General features: G+C 41.4%; 19 protein-coding genes and 1 other annotated feature (1 of these 20 cut by a window edge). Of the genes, 1 reads left to right on the top strand and 18 read right to left on the bottom strand.

All coding sequences use genetic code 11. The features are described 5' to 3' along the window. Positions 1-18: 18 nt before the first annotated feature. The 17 genes from ACNQGS_RS16420 to ACNQGS_RS16340 all read right to left on the bottom strand — a co-directional run bounded on the left by ACNQGS_RS16420 (position 19) and on the right by ACNQGS_RS16340 (position 19,575). Positions 19-420, bottom strand: a complete 402-nt coding sequence (locus ACNQGS_RS16420) for an acyl-CoA thioesterase (protein WP_491488244.1) — start codon at positions 418-420, stop codon at positions 19-21. A gap of 169 nt (positions 421-589) precedes the next feature. Next, positions 590-2,230, bottom strand: a complete 1,641-nt coding sequence (locus ACNQGS_RS16415) for an acetate--CoA ligase (RefSeq protein ID WP_491488243.1) — start codon at positions 2,228-2,230, stop codon at positions 590-592. 109 nt (positions 2,231-2,339) lie between these two features. After that, positions 2,340-3,110 (bottom strand): 3-hydroxyacyl-CoA dehydrogenase, encoded by a 771-nt coding sequence (locus ACNQGS_RS16410; protein ID WP_491488242.1) that lies wholly within the window; start codon positions 3,108-3,110, stop codon positions 2,340-2,342. A 117-nt stretch (positions 3,111-3,227) separates the two neighbouring features. Then, entirely contained in the window at positions 3,228-4,379 is a 1,152-nt protein-coding gene (locus ACNQGS_RS16405) for a thiolase family protein (RefSeq protein ID WP_491488241.1), read from the bottom strand. A 177-nt stretch (positions 4,380-4,556) separates the two neighbouring features. After that, the gene (locus ACNQGS_RS16400) at positions 4,557-5,708 is read right to left on the bottom strand and encodes a CaiB/BaiF CoA transferase family protein (protein WP_491488274.1); all 1,152 of its coding nucleotides are present in this window, start codon (positions 5,706-5,708) and stop codon (positions 4,557-4,559) included. Between the two features lie 113 nt (positions 5,709-5,821). Continuing rightward, entirely contained in the window at positions 5,822-7,354 is a 1,533-nt protein-coding gene (locus ACNQGS_RS16395; protein ID WP_491488240.1) for a class I adenylate-forming enzyme family protein, read from the bottom strand. A 93-nt stretch (positions 7,355-7,447) separates the two neighbouring features. Further along, positions 7,448-8,593, bottom strand: coding sequence for an acyl-CoA dehydrogenase family protein (locus tag ACNQGS_RS16390; RefSeq protein ID WP_491488239.1), 1,146 nt, complete (start codon positions 8,591-8,593; stop codon positions 7,448-7,450). A gap of 30 nt (positions 8,594-8,623) precedes the next feature. Further along, positions 8,624-9,412, bottom strand: a complete 789-nt coding sequence (locus ACNQGS_RS16385) for a crotonase/enoyl-CoA hydratase family protein (RefSeq protein ID WP_491488238.1) — start codon at positions 9,410-9,412, stop codon at positions 8,624-8,626. A gap of 3 nt (positions 9,413-9,415) precedes the next feature. Beyond that, positions 9,416-10,273, bottom strand: coding sequence for a crotonase/enoyl-CoA hydratase family protein (locus ACNQGS_RS16380; protein WP_491488237.1), 858 nt, complete (start codon positions 10,271-10,273; stop codon positions 9,416-9,418). A 55-nt stretch (positions 10,274-10,328) separates the two neighbouring features. After that, complete coding sequence (locus tag ACNQGS_RS16375) at positions 10,329-11,540, bottom strand: acyl-CoA dehydrogenase family protein (RefSeq protein WP_491488236.1); 1,212 nt, start codon at positions 11,538-11,540, stop codon at positions 10,329-10,331. A gap of 38 nt (positions 11,541-11,578) precedes the next feature. Further along, complete coding sequence (locus tag ACNQGS_RS16370; RefSeq protein ID WP_491488235.1) at positions 11,579-12,037, bottom strand: hypothetical protein; 459 nt, start codon at positions 12,035-12,037, stop codon at positions 11,579-11,581. Positions 12,038-12,047: 10 nt separating this feature from the next. Further along, on the bottom strand, positions 12,048-13,103 hold the full coding sequence (locus tag ACNQGS_RS16365) for a phosphotransferase family protein (protein WP_491488234.1): 1,056 nt from the start codon (positions 13,101-13,103) through the stop codon (positions 12,048-12,050). 20 nt (positions 13,104-13,123) lie between these two features. After that, positions 13,124-14,188: a phosphotransferase family protein gene (locus ACNQGS_RS16360; RefSeq protein ID WP_491488233.1), complete on the bottom strand. Its 1,065-nt coding sequence runs from the start codon at positions 14,186-14,188 to the stop codon at positions 13,124-13,126. A 13-nt stretch (positions 14,189-14,201) separates the two neighbouring features. Beyond that, complete coding sequence (locus tag ACNQGS_RS16355; RefSeq protein ID WP_491488232.1) at positions 14,202-15,761, bottom strand: acyl-CoA synthetase; 1,560 nt, start codon at positions 15,759-15,761, stop codon at positions 14,202-14,204. Between the two features lie 550 nt (positions 15,762-16,311). Next, entirely contained in the window at positions 16,312-17,484 is a 1,173-nt protein-coding gene (locus ACNQGS_RS16350; protein ID WP_491488231.1) for an acyl-CoA dehydrogenase family protein, read from the bottom strand. Positions 17,485-17,529: 45 nt separating this feature from the next. Continuing rightward, a complete protein-coding gene (locus ACNQGS_RS16345; protein WP_491488230.1) occupies positions 17,530-18,723 on the bottom strand; it encodes an acyl-CoA dehydrogenase family protein in 1,194 nt (397 codons plus the stop codon). A 66-nt stretch (positions 18,724-18,789) separates the two neighbouring features. Further along, a complete protein-coding gene (locus ACNQGS_RS16340; RefSeq protein WP_491488229.1) occupies positions 18,790-19,575 on the bottom strand; it encodes an enoyl-CoA hydratase in 786 nt (261 codons plus the stop codon). 301 nt (positions 19,576-19,876) lie between these two features. Here ACNQGS_RS16340 and ACNQGS_RS16335 point away from each other — a divergent pair, with 301 nt between their 5' ends. Beyond that, the gene (locus ACNQGS_RS16335) at positions 19,877-20,473 is read left to right on the top strand and encodes a TetR/AcrR family transcriptional regulator (protein ID WP_491488228.1); all 597 of its coding nucleotides are present in this window, start codon (positions 19,877-19,879) and stop codon (positions 20,471-20,473) included. Between the two features lie 132 nt (positions 20,474-20,605). Here the strand turns inward: ACNQGS_RS16335 and ACNQGS_RS16330 are convergent, their stop codons facing one another. Beyond that, positions 20,606-21,022 (bottom strand): PaaI family thioesterase, encoded by a 417-nt coding sequence (locus tag ACNQGS_RS16330; RefSeq protein ID WP_491488227.1) that lies wholly within the window; start codon positions 21,020-21,022, stop codon positions 20,606-20,608. A 234-nt stretch (positions 21,023-21,256) separates the two neighbouring features. After that, positions 21,257-21,479, top strand: a binding site (T-box leader); it runs 12 nt beyond the window's last position.

Below are 21,479 nucleotides of genomic sequence, written 5' to 3'. Positions count from 1 at the left end.
TTCACTTAACCTCTGGGGTTATCTAGCACACTTGAAATGGCGGGCAATCTCATGGATCACTGGTACACCTTTTCTTGTCGCCGTATTGAACATCACAAATGTTTTCGTTGATTCGGTAATTAGAATATCGTCTTGATTATAAATTTCTTGTTTTACAGTAAAACTTTTGTTGCCCACATACATTAAAGTTGTTGTAACACTCAAAGTATCTCCCAATCTAGCTTCCTTATGGTAAGAGACATCAAATTTGAGGACGACCGTACCGAGATCTTGTTTCCTTAACTCCTTAAAATTTACCCCAGCCTGTTTGTACCATTCTCCGACCCCTTTTTCTAAAAAAAGAATATATTTCAGGTAATTGACATGACCTAGCTGGTCGATGTCATCTGGTGTAACGACAATTTTTGTAGTAGTCTGCATTTTTTTCCCTCTCTTCATCACATTCCGCATTTAAGGATATCCAAATTTTTTTACCCGCCAAGATAGAGTTGGCGGACTTCATCATTATTTCTTAGATCCTGGAATCTTCCTTCTAAAGCAATATGTCCGTTTTCCAATACATCTATAGACCCCATTAGGGCTTATATGCTTACTTGTTTGCTGCTTCAAGACTTTGTTTTAAAATATAGCGCTGAATTTTTCCGCTAGGTGTCTTAGGAAGGGTTTCAACAAATTCAACTTCTCGTGGATATTGATGTTTTGATAGCTTTGCTTTTACGAAAGCACTTATTTCGTCAGCTAACTCTGAGGAAGATTTATGAGATGATTTAAGAACTACATATGCTTTTACTATTTCTCCTTTAACAGGATCCGGTTTCCCGATTACAGCAGCTTCAGCTACGGCAGGATGTTCTAATAGGGTGCTTTCCACTTCAAAAGGACCAATTCGGTAGCCTGCGCTGGAAATAATGTCATCTGCTCTGCCTTGGAACCAATAATAGCCGTCATTATCTTTACTCGCTAGATCCCCGGTCCGAAACCAATTTCCTGTTATTTTTTCTGCCGTTTTCTTTGGATCATTCCAATAACCTAGAAAGAAGTACGGAAATGCATGTATATCTACGGCGATTTGACCCGCTTCACCTACTTCGACCGGATACCCCTGCTCATCTAATAAAGCAATATTATAACCTGGAGTCGGCAGACCCATTGATCCGGGCTTTACCACCATGTCTGTGACGTTATAGTTATTTACAATCATCCCGGTTTCGGTTGATCCATAGTGATCATAGATTTCCCGGCCAAAATTATCTTTAAAGAAGCGGACAACTTCTGCATTTAATGGTTCACCAGCACTGGAGAACTGTTTGACAGTTAAGGAATATTTCTTTACTAAATCCGGACCGGCTGCCATCATCATTCTGTACGCCGTTGGAGCATATGCAAAGTTGGTAACTTTGTATTGTTCTAGTAATTGATAGTATTTTTCCACTTGGAAAGGGCCTTTATATACGACAATGGATATACCTAAACTTAATGGGCATAATGTACAATTCATCAAACCATAAGCCCAGCCCATATCCGCCCCTCCCAGGAACCTATCATCGTTTTCTATACCCATTGAGTATCGCATATACGGGTAGGTACTGATTAGTATTTTGTGAGCCCAAACAGCCCCTTTTGGCATGCCAGTTGAACCAGAGGTGTATTGGATGACACTTGGATCCATTATCGAGGTTGGCTCTGTTTCATGTTCAGAAGAGAACTGTTGGATAAACTCCCAGAAGGTTAATCCATTACCTGATAAACCATCAGTTAATAGAAGCTCACAGGATACGTGCTGACCTTCTATTTTTTTGGCCTGTTCCTGGTTCGTTACTAAAATTTTGCAACGAGCATCTTTTAAACGATACGTTATGGCCTCAGGGCCAAAAGCTGTAAACATTGGAACATAAATGGCACCTATTTTCCATGTTGCAAGGACTGTCACAATTAATTCCATGTCCTTCCCAAGGAGACCTGCCACACGATCGCCTCTTTTTACTCCCCGCGACCGAAGTGCATTCGCCATCCGATTGGATTGTTCCTTTAAACGGAAATAGGTCCAGACATCCTTATTTCCTTTTTCATCCTCCCAATAGATAGCGACACGATTCGGGTCATCCGCCCACCTATCACAACATTCATGTGCTATATTAAGCCTATCATGAACATTCCAATCATAGGTTTTGACCACTTTTTCCCACGAGAAATCATCCCGTAATTCTGCATAATTCAATTTTTGTTTCACCTCGTTTAAATTTTTTGTTTTATTAGAAACTGAATACAATAATATAACTTTCAACTGTACAGTATGTAAAAGAACCTCCAGTTTCGATAATTGGAGGTTCTTTTGCTTTTTACTTCGGCTGCATCCGAATCGCGCCGTCGAGGCGGATCGTTTCCCCATTTAAATATGGATTTTCTATGATGCATTTTGCTAAATGAGCATATTCGGATGAGTACCCTAAACGCTGCGGGTACGGAACCATAGCACCCAATGCCAGGCGGACTTTTTCTGGAGCCGCGGCAAGCAATGGCGTATCCATAAGCCCCGGAGCAATCGTCAGGACTCTGATGCCATGTCTTGATAGATCTCTTGCAATTGGCAGGGTCATGCCAACAATACCGCCTTTTGAGGCGCTATAAGCTGCTTGGCCCATTTGACCATCAAATGCAGCTACTGAAGCGGTATTAATGATTACGCCTCTTTCTCCCTCTTCGTTTGGAGCATTTTGCGTCATTTTTTCCGCAGCTAAACGAAGCACGTTAAATGTTCCAATTAAATTGACTTGTATGACTCTAGTAAAAACGCCAAGATCATGCGGTTTTTCTTTGCCGACGGTTTTCTCGGCCGCACCAATCCCTGCACAGTTTACGGCAACATGGATGGCTCCAAACTTTTCAATAGTTTGGTTAATGGCATTGACCACATCGTCCTCACTGGTAACATTTGTTTTAACGTAAAGAACACGGTCTGAACCTAATCTTTCTACTAAAGCGGCGCCTCTTTCTTCCTGCAAATCAAAGATGGCTGCATATCCCCCGTTTTCAACAATCGTTTCGACGGTGGCTTCGCCTAGCCCGGAAGCACCTCCTGTTACAACAGCTACTTTGCCGTTAATTTTCATATATCATGCTCCTCCTCTATTAAATCGAAATTTTTAAAAATATGTTTAATACCCTGAGGATAGCCCATTCCAATCTGTGTGGCATGAGCCTCCTTCAGGGAGTTTTATTGAAAGCGATTAGCTAATTCTTTCAACAATTGTGGCATTCGCCATTCCGCCGCCCTCACAAATTGCCTGCAAGCCATAACGGCCGCCGCTTCTTTCCAATTCATGCAGCATGGTAATCATCAGGCGGGCACCAGATCCGCCTAGTGGATGGCCCAAAGCAATTGCTCCACCATTTGGATTTAACTTTGCAGGGTCTGCTTTTAGTTCATCCATCCACAGCATTGGTACAGGAGCAAATGCCTCATTTACTTCGTAGGTATCCATATCTTCAATTGAAAGGCCAGCTTTTTCAAGCACTTTTTTCGAAGCAATGGACGGACCTGTCAACATTAAAGTAGGGTCGGAGCCCACAACGGAACGGGCAACAATGCGGAATCTTGGTTTTAGACCTAATTCCTCTGCTTTTTCCCTCGACATTAATAGAACGGCTGCAGCACCATCACTCATTTGGCTGGAATTACCGGCATGAATTCTTCCGTCCTGCGTAAAGGCAGGCTTTAAAGAAGCCAATTTTTCTAATGAAGTATCCTTTCTTGGGCCTTCATCCTGAGTCACTACTATAGTTGACCCATCCTCAAGTTTTACTTCAATCGGCATAATTTCCCGATCAAATCGCCCTTCCTCTTGAGCTTTAATCGCTTTCTTATGACTTTCAAGCGAAAACTCATCAAGCTGACTACGGGAGTAGCCCCATTTTTCAGCAATCCGCTCAGCAGATAAGCCTTGATGAATCATTTCATATTTAGATGTTAATTCTTCACTCCAGTTCGATTCCCTGCGGGATGCTCCCATAGGAATTCTCGTCATGCTTTCCACTCCGCCGGCAATGACAACATCCATGTCCCCGCTCAAAATGGCTTGTGCAGCAAAATGAATGGCCTGCTGGCTGGAACCGCACTGACGGTCAATGGTTGTTCCTGGAACGTGAATCGGAAAATCGGCCATTAATGCGGCGCTGCGTGCAATATTTAATCCTTGCTCTTCCACTTGCATTACGCAGCCTAAAATAACGTCTTCAACAATCCCTGACGAGATACCGGCACGTTTCACCAATTCCCTTAGAACTTTTGCAGCCAATTCATCGGGACGTACTGAGCTAAATACTCCCTTTCTTTTTCCTACTGGGGTACGTACTGCTTCAACAATAACAACTTCTCTCATTCTCTATTCCTCCTAAATTTTAATTGCAAACTAAACGTAAGAATGAACTACATTCTTTTATGAATAAAATCGATAGAGTTCTTTGCCTCTTCTATTATTTGGGCAAACAAATCCTTGATCGATCATATTTCGTAAGCGCTTTTATTTTGCGAATCTCTATACAAAGTACTTTAATTATTATTCTTTAAATGGTTTAAATAGTACCCCTAATTCTTGTAAAATCTCTTCGTTATGTTCTCCATGACCCGGCGCTTGGCGAACTGTTTTAGCCTGCGTTCTTGATAGTTTAATAGGATTTGCTACTTGTCTCATTGTGCCATGTTGAGGGTGATTTACCTCTTCTATCATTCCCCGGTGCCTGATTTGCGGGTCACGAACCATTTCCTCCATCGTTAAGATCGGGGCGACACAGGCATCGACACCATCGAAGAGATTGACCCATTCATTTAATGTTTTCGTTCCGATTACGGCTTGAATCTCTTTTTTCATCGAGGCTTGCTGATCAGCTGGGGCATTTAACTGGCTTATTAAATCTTCCATACCAATTACCTGACAGAAGTTTTTCCAAAACTTAAATTCTAGTGCTCCAACAGATATAAAGCGGTTATCTTTCGTTTCATATGTCTCGTAACAGGCGAGGCGGCCGTTTAAGACGAGCTCTCCACGTTTTGGAAGTTCTCCAGTGGCTAAAAATGCCGGCAAAAACGTTTGCATCCAGGAAACCGCTCCATCCAACATGGAAATATCAATAAATTGACCTTTCCCTGACTTTTTCGCGTCAATGATAGAAACGAGAATACCGATAACTGCCATTAAGGAACCTCCGCCAATATCGCCTATTTGAACGGAGGAGCTTACCGGTTTACTACCTTGCTCTCCTTGCAGATCCAATAATCCGGAATAGCTCAAAAAGTTAATATCATGACCTGGAATATCCTTGTATGGTCCGGTTTGACCGTAGCTTGTAATCGCACAATAAATCAACTTGGGATTATGTTTTTTCAGTTCTTCATACCCCAGTCCGAGACGATCCATTACACCTGGTCGAAAGGATTCCACCAGAACATCGGCTGTTTTCACCAATTCAATAAATATCTGTTTATTTTCTTCTTGTTTTAAATCAAGGCTCACACTCCGCTTATTCCGATTCAAAGAATGAAACATCGCGCTTGCTTCACCAATTTTTGGATCTCCCCATCGCGTGTAATCACCTAACTTTGGGTCCTCGATTTTAATCACATCTGCCCCAAAGTCGGCCAGCATTAACGAACAATACGGACCCGGCAAAAGCCGCGTCAAATCAAGGACGCGAATACCCTCCAAAGGCATAGTCAACCGCACCCACTCCCTCCCAAAAAGATACAGCATAAAGTAGATTTCCTATTTTTAATAATACCAATTTTCTAATAATTTTACAATTTATTTACTTTTTAAACAATAATTCAATGTTGCGATGCAACCGTTTTGTAATTCTCTCTTAATTGATATTTCAAGACTTTCCCCGAAGTGTTTCGTGGAAGTTGGTTGATTTTATAGATGATTCTTGGAATTTTATAACCTGCGAGTTCCTCCCGGCAGAATTGCTGTAATTCTTCTTGATTCATTTGTTTTCCTTCTTTCAGAACGATAACAGCTGCTACCGTTTCACCCCATACTTCATGCGGAACGCCAATAACCGCTGCTTCTAAAATATCAGGATGTTTGTAAAGGACGTGTTCAACCTCAGTAGAGTAGACATTTTCTCCGCCGGAAATAATCATATCTTTTTTCCTGTCTACTAGGGTAATGTAGCCATCTTCGTCTATTTTTGCGAGGTCACCAGTATATAGCCAGCCATTCCTAAGGACCTTTGCTGTTTCTTCAGGTTTTTTATAATAACCCTTCATGACGTTTTCACACTTAATTATAAACTCACCAACTTCACCAGGCTTTACATCTTCACCGTTTTCATCCACCACTTTTGCATCAGTACCATAAGAAGCCCTTCCAGAAGTGCCAAACTTTGTTTTGTGTTCTTCTGGCAATAGATATACTCCTCCAGGACCACCCTCCGTTTGACCGCACATATTATAAAATTGATCTGTCTGAAACATCTCCATTGCCTGTTTCAATAGGGCTGTGGGCATTGGGGCTGCCCCATATCCGCACCGTTTCACACTGGATAAATCAAATTGCTCCCTATTCGGAACCTGCAGCAAAAAGTTATACATAGTCGGAACTCCAAAGAATAGGCTGATTTTGTATTGATCAATATCCTTTAAGGTCTGTACAGGATTAAATTCCTGGCGGACAATTTGTGTACAGCCAAGGATTGAACCTGGGACAAGGAATAAATTCAATTGTGCACAATGGAATAATGGGGCAAGATGAAGTAGTTGATCCTCCGGCCCCATTTTAAATGTAATGATGATTCCTAGGGCCACATGGATAACACGGTGATGATCCAGGACCACTCCCTTTGGCAGCCCGGTTGTTCCAGAGGTATAAAGAATTTCGGCATCATCCGATTCAAAGACTTCCCGCTCAGGATTATCTACAACCGAGCTTTGGAACGCGGATAATTGGATTTGGTTCTCTCTTTTATTCGACCCCGCAATAACCTGAAGCTGGATCTTGTCGTTTCCTTCAGAAGCTTTATGAACGACCTCTGCCAAATCCTCATCGGCAAAGACAATTATCGAATCGGAATCGTCCAAAATATAACTGGCTTCTTTGGCAGTTAAGCGAAAGTTTACAGGAACAGCGACCCCGCCGGCTTTTAAAATTCCATAATAAATAAAACAGAATAAATCTGAGTTTTTCATCATTAAGGCAATCTTATCGCCTCTCTTTACCCCATAGCTAATGAGAGCGTTGGCAATACGATTCACCTGTTCATTATATTCCTTATACGTATATATACTTTCATTAAAGATGATAGCTGTTTTGTCTGGCTGATATCTGGCATTCCGCTCAAGTGCTTCAAAAAGATTCACTTCTTATTCCTCCCACATTCAAATACATACACATATAAAATAGAAGAAAAAGGGGTGATGACTTTAGTTCACACTCACCCCTGCAATAACAGCTTATAACCCCAAGTTCTTAGCTATAATTGTTTTCATAATCTCATTGGTGCCAGCATAAATCGAACCTACTGCCACATCCCGGTATCTTCTGGCAATCTCGTATTCTTCCATATAGCCGTAGCCTCCGTGCAGCTGCATACAGTCATTGGCAACACTCTTGGCAAGGTCCGTCAGCCACCATTTTGCCATTGAGACTTCATTGACCACATTCTTTTTCTCCATATGGTCGGTGATCAACTGATCAACAAAGGTTTCGCCAATTTTGATCATTGTAGCCATTTCGGCAATCTTAAACTGGGTATTTTGGAATTTGCTGATAGGTTTTCCAAATGCCGTCCGCTGCTTGACATACTCAATGGTCATATCCAGCATATGTTTGCTGGCAGTAATGCTGCCGATTGCCAGCATCAACCGTTCCTGCTGCAGCTTTTGCATGAGGTAATAAAACCCCTGTCCCTCTTCACCAATTAAATTTTCCCTTGGTACAATAGCATCCTCAAAAATAAGTTCAGAAGTATCATTAGAATGCTGCCCCAATTTACGAAGCTTTTTGCCTTTTCGAAATCCAGGTGTTCCTTCTTCCACTACAATTAAGCTAATTCCTTTATGCTTCGGTACAGCATTTGGGTCTGTTACACATACAACGATAACGAAGTTAGCTGAATACCCATTGGTAATAAATGTTTTTTCACCATTGATAATATAATTTTCCCCATTTTTAATCGCCGTTGTTTTTACCCCAGCCAAATCAGAACCAGTCCCCGGTTCGGTCATGGCAATAGCGGAAATCATATCCCCGCTGACCGCTTTTGGCAGCCATCTTTGCTTTTGTTCCTCAGAAGCAAATTCGGCAATATAAGGAATAACGATATCATTATGAAGTCCGATTCCGCCTGCTCCCGCGCCAACCTTATCAAGTTCTTCGGTAATGACAACGGAATAGCCAAAGTCAGCGCCCGACCCTCCATACTTTTCATCCACCCATGGGCAGAGGAAACCTTGTTCTCCTGCTTTTTTCCAAAATGATTTTGGTACCTGCTTGGCTTCCTCCCATTCTTCGAAATAAGGGTATGCTTCCTTCTCCAAAAATTTCCTAAAAGACCTTCTAAAAATTTCATGCTCTTCTAATAGATATGATTTTGCCATTACAGTACCTCCTTATTTTTTAAAGTCAATTTATTGTCCCGACCAATTTGGCTTTCGTTTTTCGGCAAAGGCCCGCGGACCTTCTTTCGCATCATTACTTGCAAAAACTTGACTTGTATATTCATTATTGATGGACCAGCCATCTGGTGGAAATGTCATGGAGGTGTCCAATCCGCGGTAGACAATTTCTTTACTTGCCTTCACGGCCAGCGGAGCATTGCAAATAATTTCCTCTGCCAGCTGAATCGCGGCATTGAGGACTTGATCATGCGGAACGACTTCATTCACCAGCCCCCATTGTTTTGCCTCTTCCGCGGAGATTGGATTTCCGGTAAGAATGGTACGCATGGCCACTTTAAGAGGGATTTGTCTTGGCAGGCGCAATAGTCCTCCTCCCCCGGCAATAAGCCCCCTTTTAACTTCCGGCAGCCCAAATGATGACTTTTCAGAAGCCACGATTAAATCACATGCCAAGGCGATCTCTGTGCCTCCGCCAAGGGCAAATCCGTTCACCGCAGCGATAACGGGCTTCGAAATATGATGTCTTACAATCCCTGCAAATCCCCATTCCTTCATTTCGTCAGAAGTAGAAAATCCCCCAGCCCCTATTTCCTTTAAGTCAGCACCTGCTGAAAAGGCGCGGTCACCGGCGCCGGTTAGAATGGCCACCCAAAGCTCAGGGTCTTCATTAAACTCCTTTAATGCCGTACCGGTTTCCAGCCAAAGACGGCTGTTAACAGCATTCATGGCTTCCGGCCGGTTAAAGGTAATCACAGCAATTCGGCCAATTTTTTCTACTAAAATAGCTTGATAGTCCATTTATTATTCTCCCCCATGATTCGTTTTCCACCACGGATAAAAGCTCGGCAAATCGGTGCTGACCTTCATTGGGAAGTTTGGTTTTCTTTTTTCAAAGAATGCCGTAATTCCCTCTTTTACATCCGCTTGCTGCCCGGTCCAATGAATCATTTTCGATTCAACTACATGTGATTCGTATGGATGGCTTGCACCAAGCATCTTCCACATTAATTGCCGTGACAAGGTGACAGAAATGGCAGATGTATTTTCGGCAATTTCTTTCGCAATCGCTTCGGCTGCAGGCAAAAGCTCTTCAGGTGAAACCACCTGAGTTACTAAACCAATTTTTAATGCTTCCTCTGCCGGGATAATCTTCCCAGTATAAACAAGCTCAGCTGCTTTACTGATGCCTACTACTCTAGGTAAAAACCAGCCGCTGCATGCTTCCGGGGTAATGCCGCGTCTGCTAAACACAAAACCTATTTTTGCATTCGATGATGCAATCCGGATATCCATTGGCAAGGTCATGGTTGCCCCCACCCCGACAGCTGGACCATTGATGGCAGCGATGATCGGCTTTTTCAATTCATAGATTCGTAAACTTAACATTCCTCCGCCATCCCGATATTCCTCGATGGCAGCCTCCTTATTTTCAAATGTGCTAGTGCCGCTTCCTAAATCCGCACCTGCACAAAATGCCTTACCGTCTCCGGTGATAATGATGGCCCTTACATCATCATTGGCATCCGCTTCATCAAACACTTGAATAAGTTCGATTAGCATTTGATGATTAAAAGCATTTAAATTCTCCCTGCTAAGGGTAATCGTCATGATTTTGTCTTTGACTGCTGTTTTTAACGTTTCATACTGAATTGTTTGCATTCTAATCACCTCAATAATTTTTATATTAAAATACTCATTTCACATCGATGTCTTTTTAAAAATTTGCAGGGTCCCAGCTTTCCTCTTGTTGGTATTTACGTAAGATACGGCGCGCGATGGTAGCAGTATGCGCCTCATCAGGTCCATCATAGATTCTGGCGTATCTAGCTTCCCGGTACATTTTCTCTAATGGTGTATCGGCGGTGACCCCTAATGCACCGTGTACTTGAATCGCTCGGTCAATCACATCATGAAGAACCTTTGCTCCATATACTTTTATCATCGCGATATCAATCCGAGCATCTTCTCCCCTATCAATTTTTCTTGCAGCTTCAAGTGTCATCAGGCGTGCCGATTGAATTTCCGTTGCGGAATCAGCAATAAATTTTTGAATCATCTGCTTTTCTGATAAAAGAGAGCCATGAGCATATCGGTTTAAGGCCCGATTACACATCAAATCAAAAGCTCTTTGGGATTGACCCAGCCACCTCATGCAATGGTAGATTCTGCCGGGACCCAGTCTTTTTTGGGCAATGACAAAACCTTCTCCCCTTTCACCTAATAAATTTTCCTTTGGAACCCTGACATTTGTTAAACGGATTTCGCAGTGGCCGCCTGAGGTATGTCCCATTGTCGGCACGACTCTAACAATCTCATAACCAGGTGTATTAGTCGGAACAATGATCATCGATGCTCTTTTGTGTCGGTTTGGTTCTCCAGGTTCGGTCACACAAAAAACGGTGGTAAATGCAGCACGGTTAGCTCCGGTAGTGAACCATTTATGGGCATTAATGACCCATTCGTCTCCGTCCAAATATGCTGTGGATTGTATTAATGTCGGGTCGGATCCGGCCACATTAGGCTCGGTTAATCCTACAGATGGATTGATTTCCCCATTCACCATTGGATATAACCATGTTTTCTTCTGCTCTTCTGTTCCAAACAGATTTAACATCGTCCCGTCCTGGGCAGTATGGGTACCTAAAGCGAACATGGCAGCTTCGGAACGGCCAATTACTTCATTTATATAGACGTAGTCCATAAATTTCATACCGCCGCCGCCAATCTCTTTCGGAAGGCCTAAAGCCCATATCCCCGCTTCCTTTGCATGGGCTTGTAATTCCTTAAGGACCCGCCTTCCTTCTTGCTCGCCTTTTTCAATGACGGTTTCTACCGGAATGACTTTTTCATCGATAAACCTTCTAACCTTATTACGAATCTCCATCACATGGGGACTAATACCGAATTTTTGTTCAATCTCATTCAAAATACTTTCCCTCCTATCGCTCATGTTATTTCTCTTGTTTAACGAACTAGCGCCATTTCAATGGTTAACTGCTCTCTTATCCTCTTTCTTAAAGGAAAAATGTACTTGGATTCTATTACTCTGTTGGCTGCATTTTCCTTATATAAAAAGCGAAGAAGGCGGCATTGAATTTCATTCAATTGTTTCCATTTTTCAGTTACATCCTCGATAAACACTGTTTCTTCCAGGGCGGAATCCAACTCTTCCACCCAATTAAAGGCAGAAGTCTCCCTTGAATCTGACCGTATCGCTTGTAAAAATTCTTCAACAGTTTGATTGATTAGCGTAATTAACTGTTCTTTCGGTTTCGTATTTTCAATAGTATTGGTATCCACATTTTTTAAAACAGAAAGCAAGGCAATGGCTTGTTCCTTTGCCATGCCGCTGGTGAGATTAGGAATGATTACATCTTTTATCACATCATTGGCGGTTTTTAACGTTAAAGATTTATCGAACATCATTTCCCCCCTAGTAGCCTAATAATTCGGCAACCATATTCCTCATCAATGGCCAGCGATAGCCTTGCCGGGCCATCCGAAGATCCTTTGTTTCTCCTTTTGCAAACGACGTCCCAGCCGATTGGGAGATAAGAACAAACCTAACTTGATGGTATACCTCATAATAATGAAGTACCTTTTCCTCTACCCTTAATCCGGTTAGCTCACTATACGTATCCAAAAACAGCTGTCTATCTATTAGGTAACACATCAGCGGAGAATCCATCCGGTTCGATTTGGCACAAACATAGGCAACGTCTGCCATGGGATCTCCGATTTCGGCTGCTTCCCAATCCAGTATCCCCGTGATTTCATTATGGCTATATAACAAATTACCCGTTCGGTAATCATTATGTATGAGGGAATACCTTTGGGCAGCCGGCTTATGTGCCTTTAACCATTCCAACGCATCAACCATTACCGGGTCGGGGCTGATTTGGTAGCGGTAATACATTTCCTCTAAACCTATTAATTTATCATCAATAAATCCGTACTCTCCTTTGGGCTCGTCAAAGTCCTCCGTAAAGCCGGCTCCTCTATAATCAATAAGGTGCAATTTCGCCAAATACTGGACAAAATGAAAAGGAATATCCCCTTCTTCATTGGCTCTTTTAAAAAATAATTGCCCCTCCTTTGACCAAGGTACGTAACTGTTTCCGGGCAGCTTATCCATTACAAAAAACGATCCGCCGAGAATCGATTCATCTGTTTCATACCAGTAAACTCCCGGGATAGGCAGGTCGCAATTTTTACTTAAACGATCCAAATACTTGAACTGTAGAAAAAAATTTCTGTTCTCTCTCATTAACCCGCCTTTATTCTGTTTGCGAACCGCAAAGCCTTTTTTCTGTACACCGCTCGCGGTTTCCCAGTGGACATCGAAAATATAGGCTTCATCGGACCATCCTGCGGAAGGCTGGGAATACTCCCGAATTTCGACATTTTTTGCCCCTTTAATTTTCGATTCAAAATAAGCTTTCAACGAGAGTTTCATTGTTTCTGCCACCAGCACCTCACCTTTCTCCATTTACCGCATAATTTCCAGATTCATTTCTTAAGAGTATTTTCCAATGCCCAATCCGTTAAATTCTTGACGAAGATATCAAGCTGCGCAAATCTTTCATCCTGGGTTTGTCCTTTCTTCCACCTGTAATACATTTGTTGGGCAATGACGACGTGCTTGAAGTAGCCAAAAACCATGTAATAATACATTTTTGAAACATCGCGCCCACTTTTCTTAGAGTAGGCTTCAATAAATTCTTTTCTTGTCATGAAACCCGGCCTAAGAGTAATTGGGTTTGATAGCTGCTGGTTTTTGAAAAACTCTGGATCATCATGGTCAAACCATAAAACTAGTGCGGATGCAAGGTCATTAAGTGGATCGCCGACTGTACTCATCTCCCAATCGAGTATGCCTGCCAATTGACCTAGTTGATTCTTTGAGAACAAGACATTTTTTAAATGAAAATCATAGTGAATGAACGTGGCCGGCTGAGAAACGGGCCTGTTTTCGATAATCCATTTTATTAGTCGATCCATTCCGGGAATTTCTTCTGTTTTTACGTTTTGATAACGGCCAATCCAGCCGTGTACCTGTCGTTCTAAAAATCCCTGTGGCCGTGTTAAGTTAACCAGATTAGTATTCTTATAGTCTATTTCATGAATGGCGGCCAAAGTATTTACCATAGAATGAGAAACTTCACTATAAAGGGCTGCATTACCGTCCTCTTGATTCGGAAGTGCCTGATCCAGCAATACACCATGAAGACGTTTCATACAATAGAACGGTGCCCCGATAATAGATTCATCATCGATAAAAAAATAAGGCTTGGGTGCAAGGGGAAAAATGGGGCTGACCGCTTCCAACACTTTAAATTCACGTTTCATGTCATGGGCTTTTGTATTAACTGGACCAAGAGGTGCCCTTCGCAGGACACCCTCCCAATCTCCGATACTAACCAAATACGTTAAATTTGATTTTCCGGCACTGAATTGTTTCACTGTTATGGGGTCACCGCTTAAGTTTGGGAGCTTTTTTCTAATAAGCTCTTCAAGCTTGGAATGATTTAATTCTTCGCCTTTGCGAACAGGAATTGTATCTTGTATATTCATAGGCAATTGCTCCTTAGTTCATTTTCACTTCTTTTTCCCTCAATACCCGTTTTAGTATTTTTCCAGATGGATTCCTCGGCAGTTCATTCAGAAACTCAACATATTTCGGCTTTTTATAGGAGGCTAAGTGGTTGAGGCAGTGTTGAATCACCTCTTGCTCCGTTAAACTCTTTCCGCTTTTAAGGACAATGTATGCCTTGACAGTTTCACCCCACTTCGGGTCAGGGACACCCACAACAGCCGCTTCGAAGATCGCATCGTGTTTGTGAAGTGCTGCCTCAATTTCTGCGGGATAGATATTTTCCCCACCGCTAATGATCATGTCTTTACTACGGTCGACCACATATATAAATCCTTCATCATCCTGGCGGACTAAATCTCCGCTATGGAACCAGCTGCCGTGGAAAGCCTCTTCTGTTGCTGCAGGATTTTTATAGTACTCCTTCATCACGGTCGGCCCACGATAAATAATCTCGCCAATTTCCCCAACTGGAACATCATTCATATTTTCGTCCACAATCCGCACTTCAACATTCATTACTGGTTTTCCCACTGAATTCGTTTTCCTTAGTGAATCTTGCGGCAATAAGCAAGTGGTGGTTGGGCTCATTTCCGTCTGGCCAAACGCATCAAAAATTCCGGCATTCGGAAAATGCTTCATCATTTTATGCTTTACTTCGAGCGGGCAAATGGCTGCCCCTGTTGAGCACCTTTGCACTGACGTTAAATCGTAATCCTCAATATTGGGAACATGCAGGACTAAATTCCACATAGCAGGCACCATAAAAAGACCGTTTATTTTCTCGTGGTGAATGGTGTGCAGGACTCCCACTGGATTAAACTCTCGATGAATCACTGTCAATCCGCCAACTGTACAGCTAATTAGAACATTTCCAACACCAGCGATATGAAATAAAGGTGTAATGACAAGTTGTTTAGAGCCTCTTTCAATTTTGGAATCCACAACGCTGTTCAGCGCACTTAACAACAAGTTCTTGTGTGTCAGCACGGCTCCTTTTGGCTTGCCGGTAGTTCCGGATGTATAACAAATCATGCAGGCATCGTTTTCCTCGACTTGCCCATCAATACTTTGGTATGGTATTTCCGAGTGATAAATAGTTTCGTATGGAATCAATTCCATCGAATTCACTTTCCCGACTACAACAATCTTTTCTACGTTTGGAAGTTCTTGTCTAATCGATAGAATCGTATCCTGGTATTCTTCTTCGATAAATAAAACCTTAGTATCAGAATGATTAATAATATAAACAAACTCCTCGGGTGCGAGCCTAAAATTAATCGGAACACTGACACACCCGGCAGACGCCGTCGCAAACATGACTTCAACAAAAGCAAGATTATTTTTAAATATGATCCCTACCTTATCACCGATTTCTAGACCTTGCTGCTGGAGCCAGCCAGCCAAATGCAAAGTCTTCTTTTCCAGTTCAAGATAGGTAAGTCTTTCATCACCGTAAATGAATGCCTCTTGATTAGGTGTTTTATGGGCTGCCCTTCTGATTAATTCCCCTACTAATAGCTGCCGTGACATTTGTAAACTTGTTGTTGTCAATGTCCTTCACTCCTCTATAGTAAAAATTAACAACACCTGTTCTGAAAGCCCTTTCATTTGATGTTCCAATTTTAATGGGAGTCTATCTCTGAAGCTGTTAATAATTTTTGATAATTGATTTGATATACATGAGGTGTGGTACAGAAACTAGTACTTAATATATGTAGGCAAATTTAAAGCTAGGAGAGATTGTAGAATGAACAGTAGGTTTTATTTTCTTGTAGGGTGTCCCGCTGCAAGTATATGCGGCGGGAATAGGCATAGATGAGATTATTTTATCGAACAATAAACGTTACTAAGTTGTCGAAAAATTATAATAATTCAATAATATTATATATCCTTTTTTTACCTTTGTCTACTCGAAAGTCAAAAATTGAATTATTATTAAATGCCACTAAACTTCTTTTAAGCCAGAGTTGTTTAACCATCTCGCACCATCCACTGTAATGCATTCCCCATTAATGTACTCTGCCTCAGGTGATAACAAAAAGGCAAGCAACCAACCAATCTGGTAAACTTACCTTTTGCAAAACACCATTTTCTAATTTGGTTATGACATCATAATTTTGGGAATGACATTTTCCGACCAGCCCAATTCAACAGCGATTTTTTCACGATGATATTCAGGCGATCCAAGATGATTTTCTAAGGAACGGGCCCGCTTTAGGAATAGGTGGCAATCAAACTCCCAGGTAAAACCCATTCCCCCATGATTTTGAATATTTGCTCCAGCAGCTTTAATATAGGCTTCAGAAATAAAGGAACGGGCCATTGAAACAGCTTCCGATAATTCTTCTGCATTGTTTTCCGCTGCCCACGATGCGTAATAGGACAGGGAACGGGAGCTTTCAAGAGCCAGTTTCATATCCACAATCCGGTGTTTAACTGCTTGGAAACGCCCGATTGGCTGCCCAAATTGTTGGCGGGTCTTCGCATATTCCGTTGACATTTCCACAACACGCTCTATTCCTCCTACCATCGTGGATGCAAACGCAGCATTTAAATGGTTCAGACCCGTATCTAAGATAGACCATCCTTCGTTTTCCATGCCTAACAGCTGTGATTTCGGTACCTTTACATCATGAAAGGAAACATTGACCAGTTTTCTAGTCTCATCAATGCTTTGTAGTTCCTGCATGGTTAGGTTAGCCTGATTACAATCTACTAAAATCAAGGAAATTCCGTATTCACCTTGGGAAGTGCCGCCTGTTCGAACAGGAACTATAAGCGTATCAACAATGTCTGCATAAGGAACGAGTATTTTCTTACCTTGCAAGACATACTCATTGCCCCGTTGTTCGGCTTTTAGCTGGATGGCAGAAGGCGATAGCTCTCCGCTTTCTTCCAAAAGTGCCAGCGAAAACTTACGCTTTCCAGCGGCAATTTCAGGCAAATACTTCTCCTTCTGTTCCGCTGAACCGTAAGCTTCCAATAGCGGTACGGCAAAGGCCACTGTTTCAGGATAGGGACCCGGCACAACTGTACGGCCCATTTCTTCTAAAATTGGAACTAGTGATAGAGCACCAAGACCTAATCCTCCATAGGTTTCTGAGATATTAATCCCCATAAAACCAAGGCCGCCTAAACCGTTCCATAAATCTTCAGGCACCTGCTTTTTTCCATTCATATAATCTCGGGGTATCGCCAAATCCCCCTTCGATTCTAAAAAATGTCGAGTTGTTTCTTGAAACATTAATTGTTCTTCATTTAATGCGAAATCCATATAACCACCTCAATTTTTATTTTTTTATATAATGCTTGTAAGGTTTTAATATTTGATATCCTTTGGCAGACCTAGAATTCGTTCACCCACGATATTTTTTTGGATTTCAGATGTTCCGCCCTCAATGGTATAAGCAAATGACCGGAGGTATTCTTGCTGCCAATTTTGGTCGACGGACGCATCTTCCTTCCATAATGTAGCAGATGCACCTTGGAGGGACATCGCATACGCCAGCATTTCCTGTCCTAATTCACTGGAAGCAAGTTTATCCATCGAACCTTCAGGGCCAGGACGTCCTGTACGAATGGTGGTGGTTAAGTGGCGGTAGTAATTGAACAATAGAGCTTTTGTTTTTGTCCGGAAAATGGCAAGATTTTGCCGAACCAGCGGGTCAGCGGCGAGGGGGCGGCCATTCTTTTTCATTGATTTTGCCAATTCAACTAATTCCTCAAATTGTTTTTGCAGCCTGAATGTTTGTCTCGCTACACCTACACGCTCATGACTAAGTAAAATCAAAGAGACTTTCCAGCCTTGATTTACCTCGCCAACAATATCTGCATCATAGGCGATGGCATCATTGAAAAACATTTCATTAAAATCACGGCGATCATTAATTGAACGGATTGTCCGTGTTTCCACACCCTCCTGATGCATATCAACTAGAAAAGCTGTAATTCCTTCATGTTTTTTTCCGGTATTTTCAGTACGGGCCAGTAAAAAGCAGCGGTCAGCCAAATGAGCATAACTGGTCCAAATCTTTTGACCGTTAATAATCCATTTATCGCCTTTTTTAACGGCCCTTGTTTGAATCGCGGCGAGGTCGGAGCCTGCATTTGGCTCCGAGTAGCCTTGACACCAAATTTCTTCCCCATTTAATATTTTCTCGATATAACGCTCCTTCTGGTAATCGGTTCCAATTTGTAATAGAGTTGGGCCGACCATGGCTGTCCCTATAATATTTAACGCAGGCGGTGCTTTCACCCTTGCCATCTCCTGTTCGTAGATGACTTCCTCCATTAATGATGCACCTCTGCCACCGTATTCCTTTGGCCAGGAAATTCCGGCCCAGCCACCATCTGCCAGTTTTCGATACCAATCTCTCAAAAACGCCGCTTTTTGATTATCGTCCTCCGGAACGACTCGTCTTCCCTCAAGCCATCCTTCAGGAAGGTTTTCCTCCAGCCAAGCTCTCAGTTCTTTTTGAAACGCTAATTCTGATTCTGTGTACGCAAAATCCATTCCATTCAACCTCCATTTCAATTGGTTAATTATCAGGATATAATGATAAAAGTTTTTTTATATTATTTATTGATGTTTGAATGATGGCGACCGTTTTTCAATGAATGCTTGGACTCCTTCACGAACATCCTCGGTGCCGAATACTTCAGCAAAAAGTTCAGCCTCCAACTCTAATCCTTCATCAATGGAGGTATCGATTCCGTCATTTACAGCTTTCTTTATTCTGCTTATGGCCTGCAAGGAATAGCTGGCCATCTTTTTCGCCATGGAGATGGCTGTCTTCATCCCTTTCCCGCTTTCAACAACTTGATTAACCAATCCAATTTTAAGTGCTTCCTCCGCTGACAAAGGTTCTCCCAAAAACATTAATTCTTTTGCTTTGGAAGGTCCTATTAATCTAGGTAAACGCTGTGTTCCGCCGCCTCCCGGGAAAAGCCCTAATTTGACCTCAGGCAGTCCGATTTTTACATGCTCCTCAGCGATCCGAATATCACAGGTTAATGCCAATTCACAGCCGCCGCCAAAAGCCAGTCCATTTAGCAGCGCTATCGTAGGTTTCGGGATTCGCTCAATAAAGTTCAATACGTCATGCGATTCTAGATTGTTTTTCTTTAATAGCTCTTTTTCCAACCCAAGTGATTGAGGGAATTCCTTGATATCGGCACCCGCCATAAATGCCCTGCTTCCCGCACCTGTTAAAATAGCAGCAATCACTTCGGAATCCTCCGCAATGGCCGTGAAAACCTCACCTAACTCTCTTGTTACCTGCTTGCTTAATACATTCATCGGTGGATTATCAATGGTGACGATGGCGACTCCTTTTAATTTTTCAATATGCACTAATTTTGTCATTACAAAAACCTCCCTATTCTTTTATTAATTCAAGTATTTGATAGCGTTTTCATTTATACAAATAATAACAATTTTTATATTATTTTACAATTCATTTATTTTTTAAATTAAAGTTCATTTTTTGCAGAATGATTCTTCTTTTCAATATATATCTTTCATTTCGAAGTTTTAGTATAATAATTAAATAGGTTGATTTTTTAGAATAATTAATATACTATTTAAACTAATAGTAAAAAAATAAACTACAATTTAAATAAATAATTTTTATTGTCAACCATAAAAAAGGAGGGAAGTGAGTTATATGTCTTCATTTAGGGAACAAAAAATAGCAAAGAAAAAGAGGGAAATCCTTCGTTCTGCAGCAGCCGTTCTTGCTGAAAAAGGATACCACGGAACCACTATGGAGGAAATAGCCGCCCAGCTATTAATGACCAAGGGCTCCATGTATTACTATTTTAAGAACAAGGATGATATTTTATATCACTGCCATCAGATGATCATGGAACTATGTCTCGAAAAAATCGAGGAAGTCGTAAACAGTGATTTAAACCCAATCGAAAAGCTTGAAAGTGCCATTAAAGCACATATCCTGCTTTCCATAAAAGAAAAATCAATGTTTATGATTATGGATAAGCCATATCAAAAATTTACTGATGATCAGTTGAACGAAGTTCTTGATGCAAGAAGAAACTATTCCCATTATTTTGACAAAATTTTAAAAGAGGGTATTGAGAAGCAAGTATTTGAAATTGATGATACAAAAATGGTTCGGATGATTATTCTTAGTGCAATAAACTATATTCAACAATGGTACAACCATGATGGCCCGCAAACAGGCGACGAAATTGCAGAATCCTATGCTGCGAATCTTCTAAAAATGGTTGTTAAGAACCGTTAACCTTCTGACGCCCTCCCTTTGTAAAAAAAGGAGGGTGTTTACGTTCTGGCCAATAAATTGGCAGCGGGTACTTTTACGTCCTCAAAAATGAGCACAACCCAACCTTGGCATGCAATATAATAGGAAATTTGTTTACTTATAATTGCGCATTACTTTAAAAGTTCCGGTAGACTTTGCAAAAACATTGCCGCTATCGTCTTCGATTGTTGCTTCTGCTGTTACAATACTCCTGCCCATCTGGATAATCTTTGCTTTTGCATAAATCGTTTCCCCATTTTGAACGGGTGCAAAGTAATTAATACTCATGTTTATCGTAACAATTGGCTGTTTCACCAATGATCGGGTTGTAGCCCCCATCACTGAGTCAAGAAGAGTAAAATACACTCCTCCATGAATGCCCTGATTGACATTTAAATGCGATGGTCCTGTTTCAAGAGCATAAACCACTTTTCCTTCCTCAAATTCTACTATTTTAATCCCAATTAAATTGTTGAATGAACTGCTCTCATAAATTTTTCGAAGTTCTTCCATTGAAGATTCTACTACCAATATTTTTCACCTCTATTAATTTATTAGGATGGTAAACAACTACGTTTCTTCCATCCTAAATGACTAAATCTTTTATACCCTTGTCTACTTTATATACTTTATTTTATATATAAAAATTGTTTTCTTCAACAAAAAGGGCAAATAATTCAAACAATTTAATTTATTTTCAAAAAAAATATTGATTTACTGTTTTTAGTGTAGTACCATATGTTTAACTTAAAATCTGAATATTAGTAATTGTCTATGAAAAGGAGTTTGATTATTCTTTCCTTATAGAGAGCCTGTGGTTGGTGCAAACAGGCAGGAGAAATAATCTGTCTCGCCTTGGAGACTTTCTTCTGAATTAACAGTAGGAAGAACGGGCTGCAAACCGTTATGCATTTGTTTAAGTAATACCTTTACTTACCGAGGCTGTTTTCCGCAAGGGATCAGCGAATGAGGGTGGAACCGCGCGGAT

The sequence above is a fragment of the Neobacillus sp. PVCKKU3 genome, assembly GCF_058323225.1.
Note: the sequence above shows the minus strand (reverse complement) of the source record. Positions and strands in the feature narration are given on the sequence as shown.

Bases quoted from the DNA above. Each gene is read 5' to 3' on its own strand.
- ACNQGS_RS16360 (WP_491488233.1), bottom strand. From the start codon at position 14,188: ATGAATATACAAGATACAATTCCTGTTCGCAAAGGCGAAGAATTAAAT.
- ACNQGS_RS16335 (WP_491488228.1), top strand. From the start codon at position 19,877: ATGTCTTCATTTAGGGAACAAAAAATAGCAAAGAAAAAGAGGGAAATC.
- ACNQGS_RS16385 (WP_491488238.1), bottom strand. From the start codon at position 9,412: ATGGACTATCAAGCTATTTTAGTAGAAAAAATTGGCCGAATTGCTGTG.
- ACNQGS_RS16345 (WP_491488230.1), bottom strand. From the start codon at position 18,723: ATGGATTTTGCGTACACAGAATCAGAATTAGCGTTTCAAAAAGAACTG.
- ACNQGS_RS16380 (WP_491488237.1), bottom strand. From the start codon at position 10,273: ATGCAAACAATTCAGTATGAAACGTTAAAAACAGCAGTCAAAGACAAA.
- ACNQGS_RS16365 (WP_491488234.1), bottom strand. From the start codon at position 13,103: ATGGAGAAAGGTGAGGTGCTGGTGGCAGAAACAATGAAACTCTCGTTG.
- ACNQGS_RS16390 (WP_491488239.1), bottom strand. From the start codon at position 8,593: ATGGCAAAATCATATCTATTAGAAGAGCATGAAATTTTTAGAAGGTCT.
- ACNQGS_RS16405 (WP_491488241.1), bottom strand. From the start codon at position 4,379: ATGAGAGAAGTTGTTATTGTTGAAGCAGTACGTACCCCAGTAGGAAAA.
- ACNQGS_RS16420 (WP_491488244.1), bottom strand. From the start codon at position 420: ATGCAGACTACTACAAAAATTGTCGTTACACCAGATGACATCGACCAG.
- ACNQGS_RS16410 (WP_491488242.1), bottom strand. From the start codon at position 3,110: ATGAAAATTAACGGCAAAGTAGCTGTTGTAACAGGAGGTGCTTCCGGG.
- ACNQGS_RS16350 (WP_491488231.1), bottom strand. From the start codon at position 17,484: ATGGATTTCGCATTAAATGAAGAACAATTAATGTTTCAAGAAACAACT.
- ACNQGS_RS16340 (WP_491488229.1), bottom strand. From the start codon at position 19,575: ATGACAAAATTAGTGCATATTGAAAAATTAAAAGGAGTCGCCATCGTC.
- ACNQGS_RS16370 (WP_491488235.1), bottom strand. From the start codon at position 12,037: ATGTTCGATAAATCTTTAACGTTAAAAACCGCCAATGATGTGATAAAA.
- ACNQGS_RS16400 (WP_491488274.1), bottom strand. From the start codon at position 5,708: ATGCCTTTGGAGGGTATTCGCGTCCTTGATTTGACGCGGCTTTTGCCG.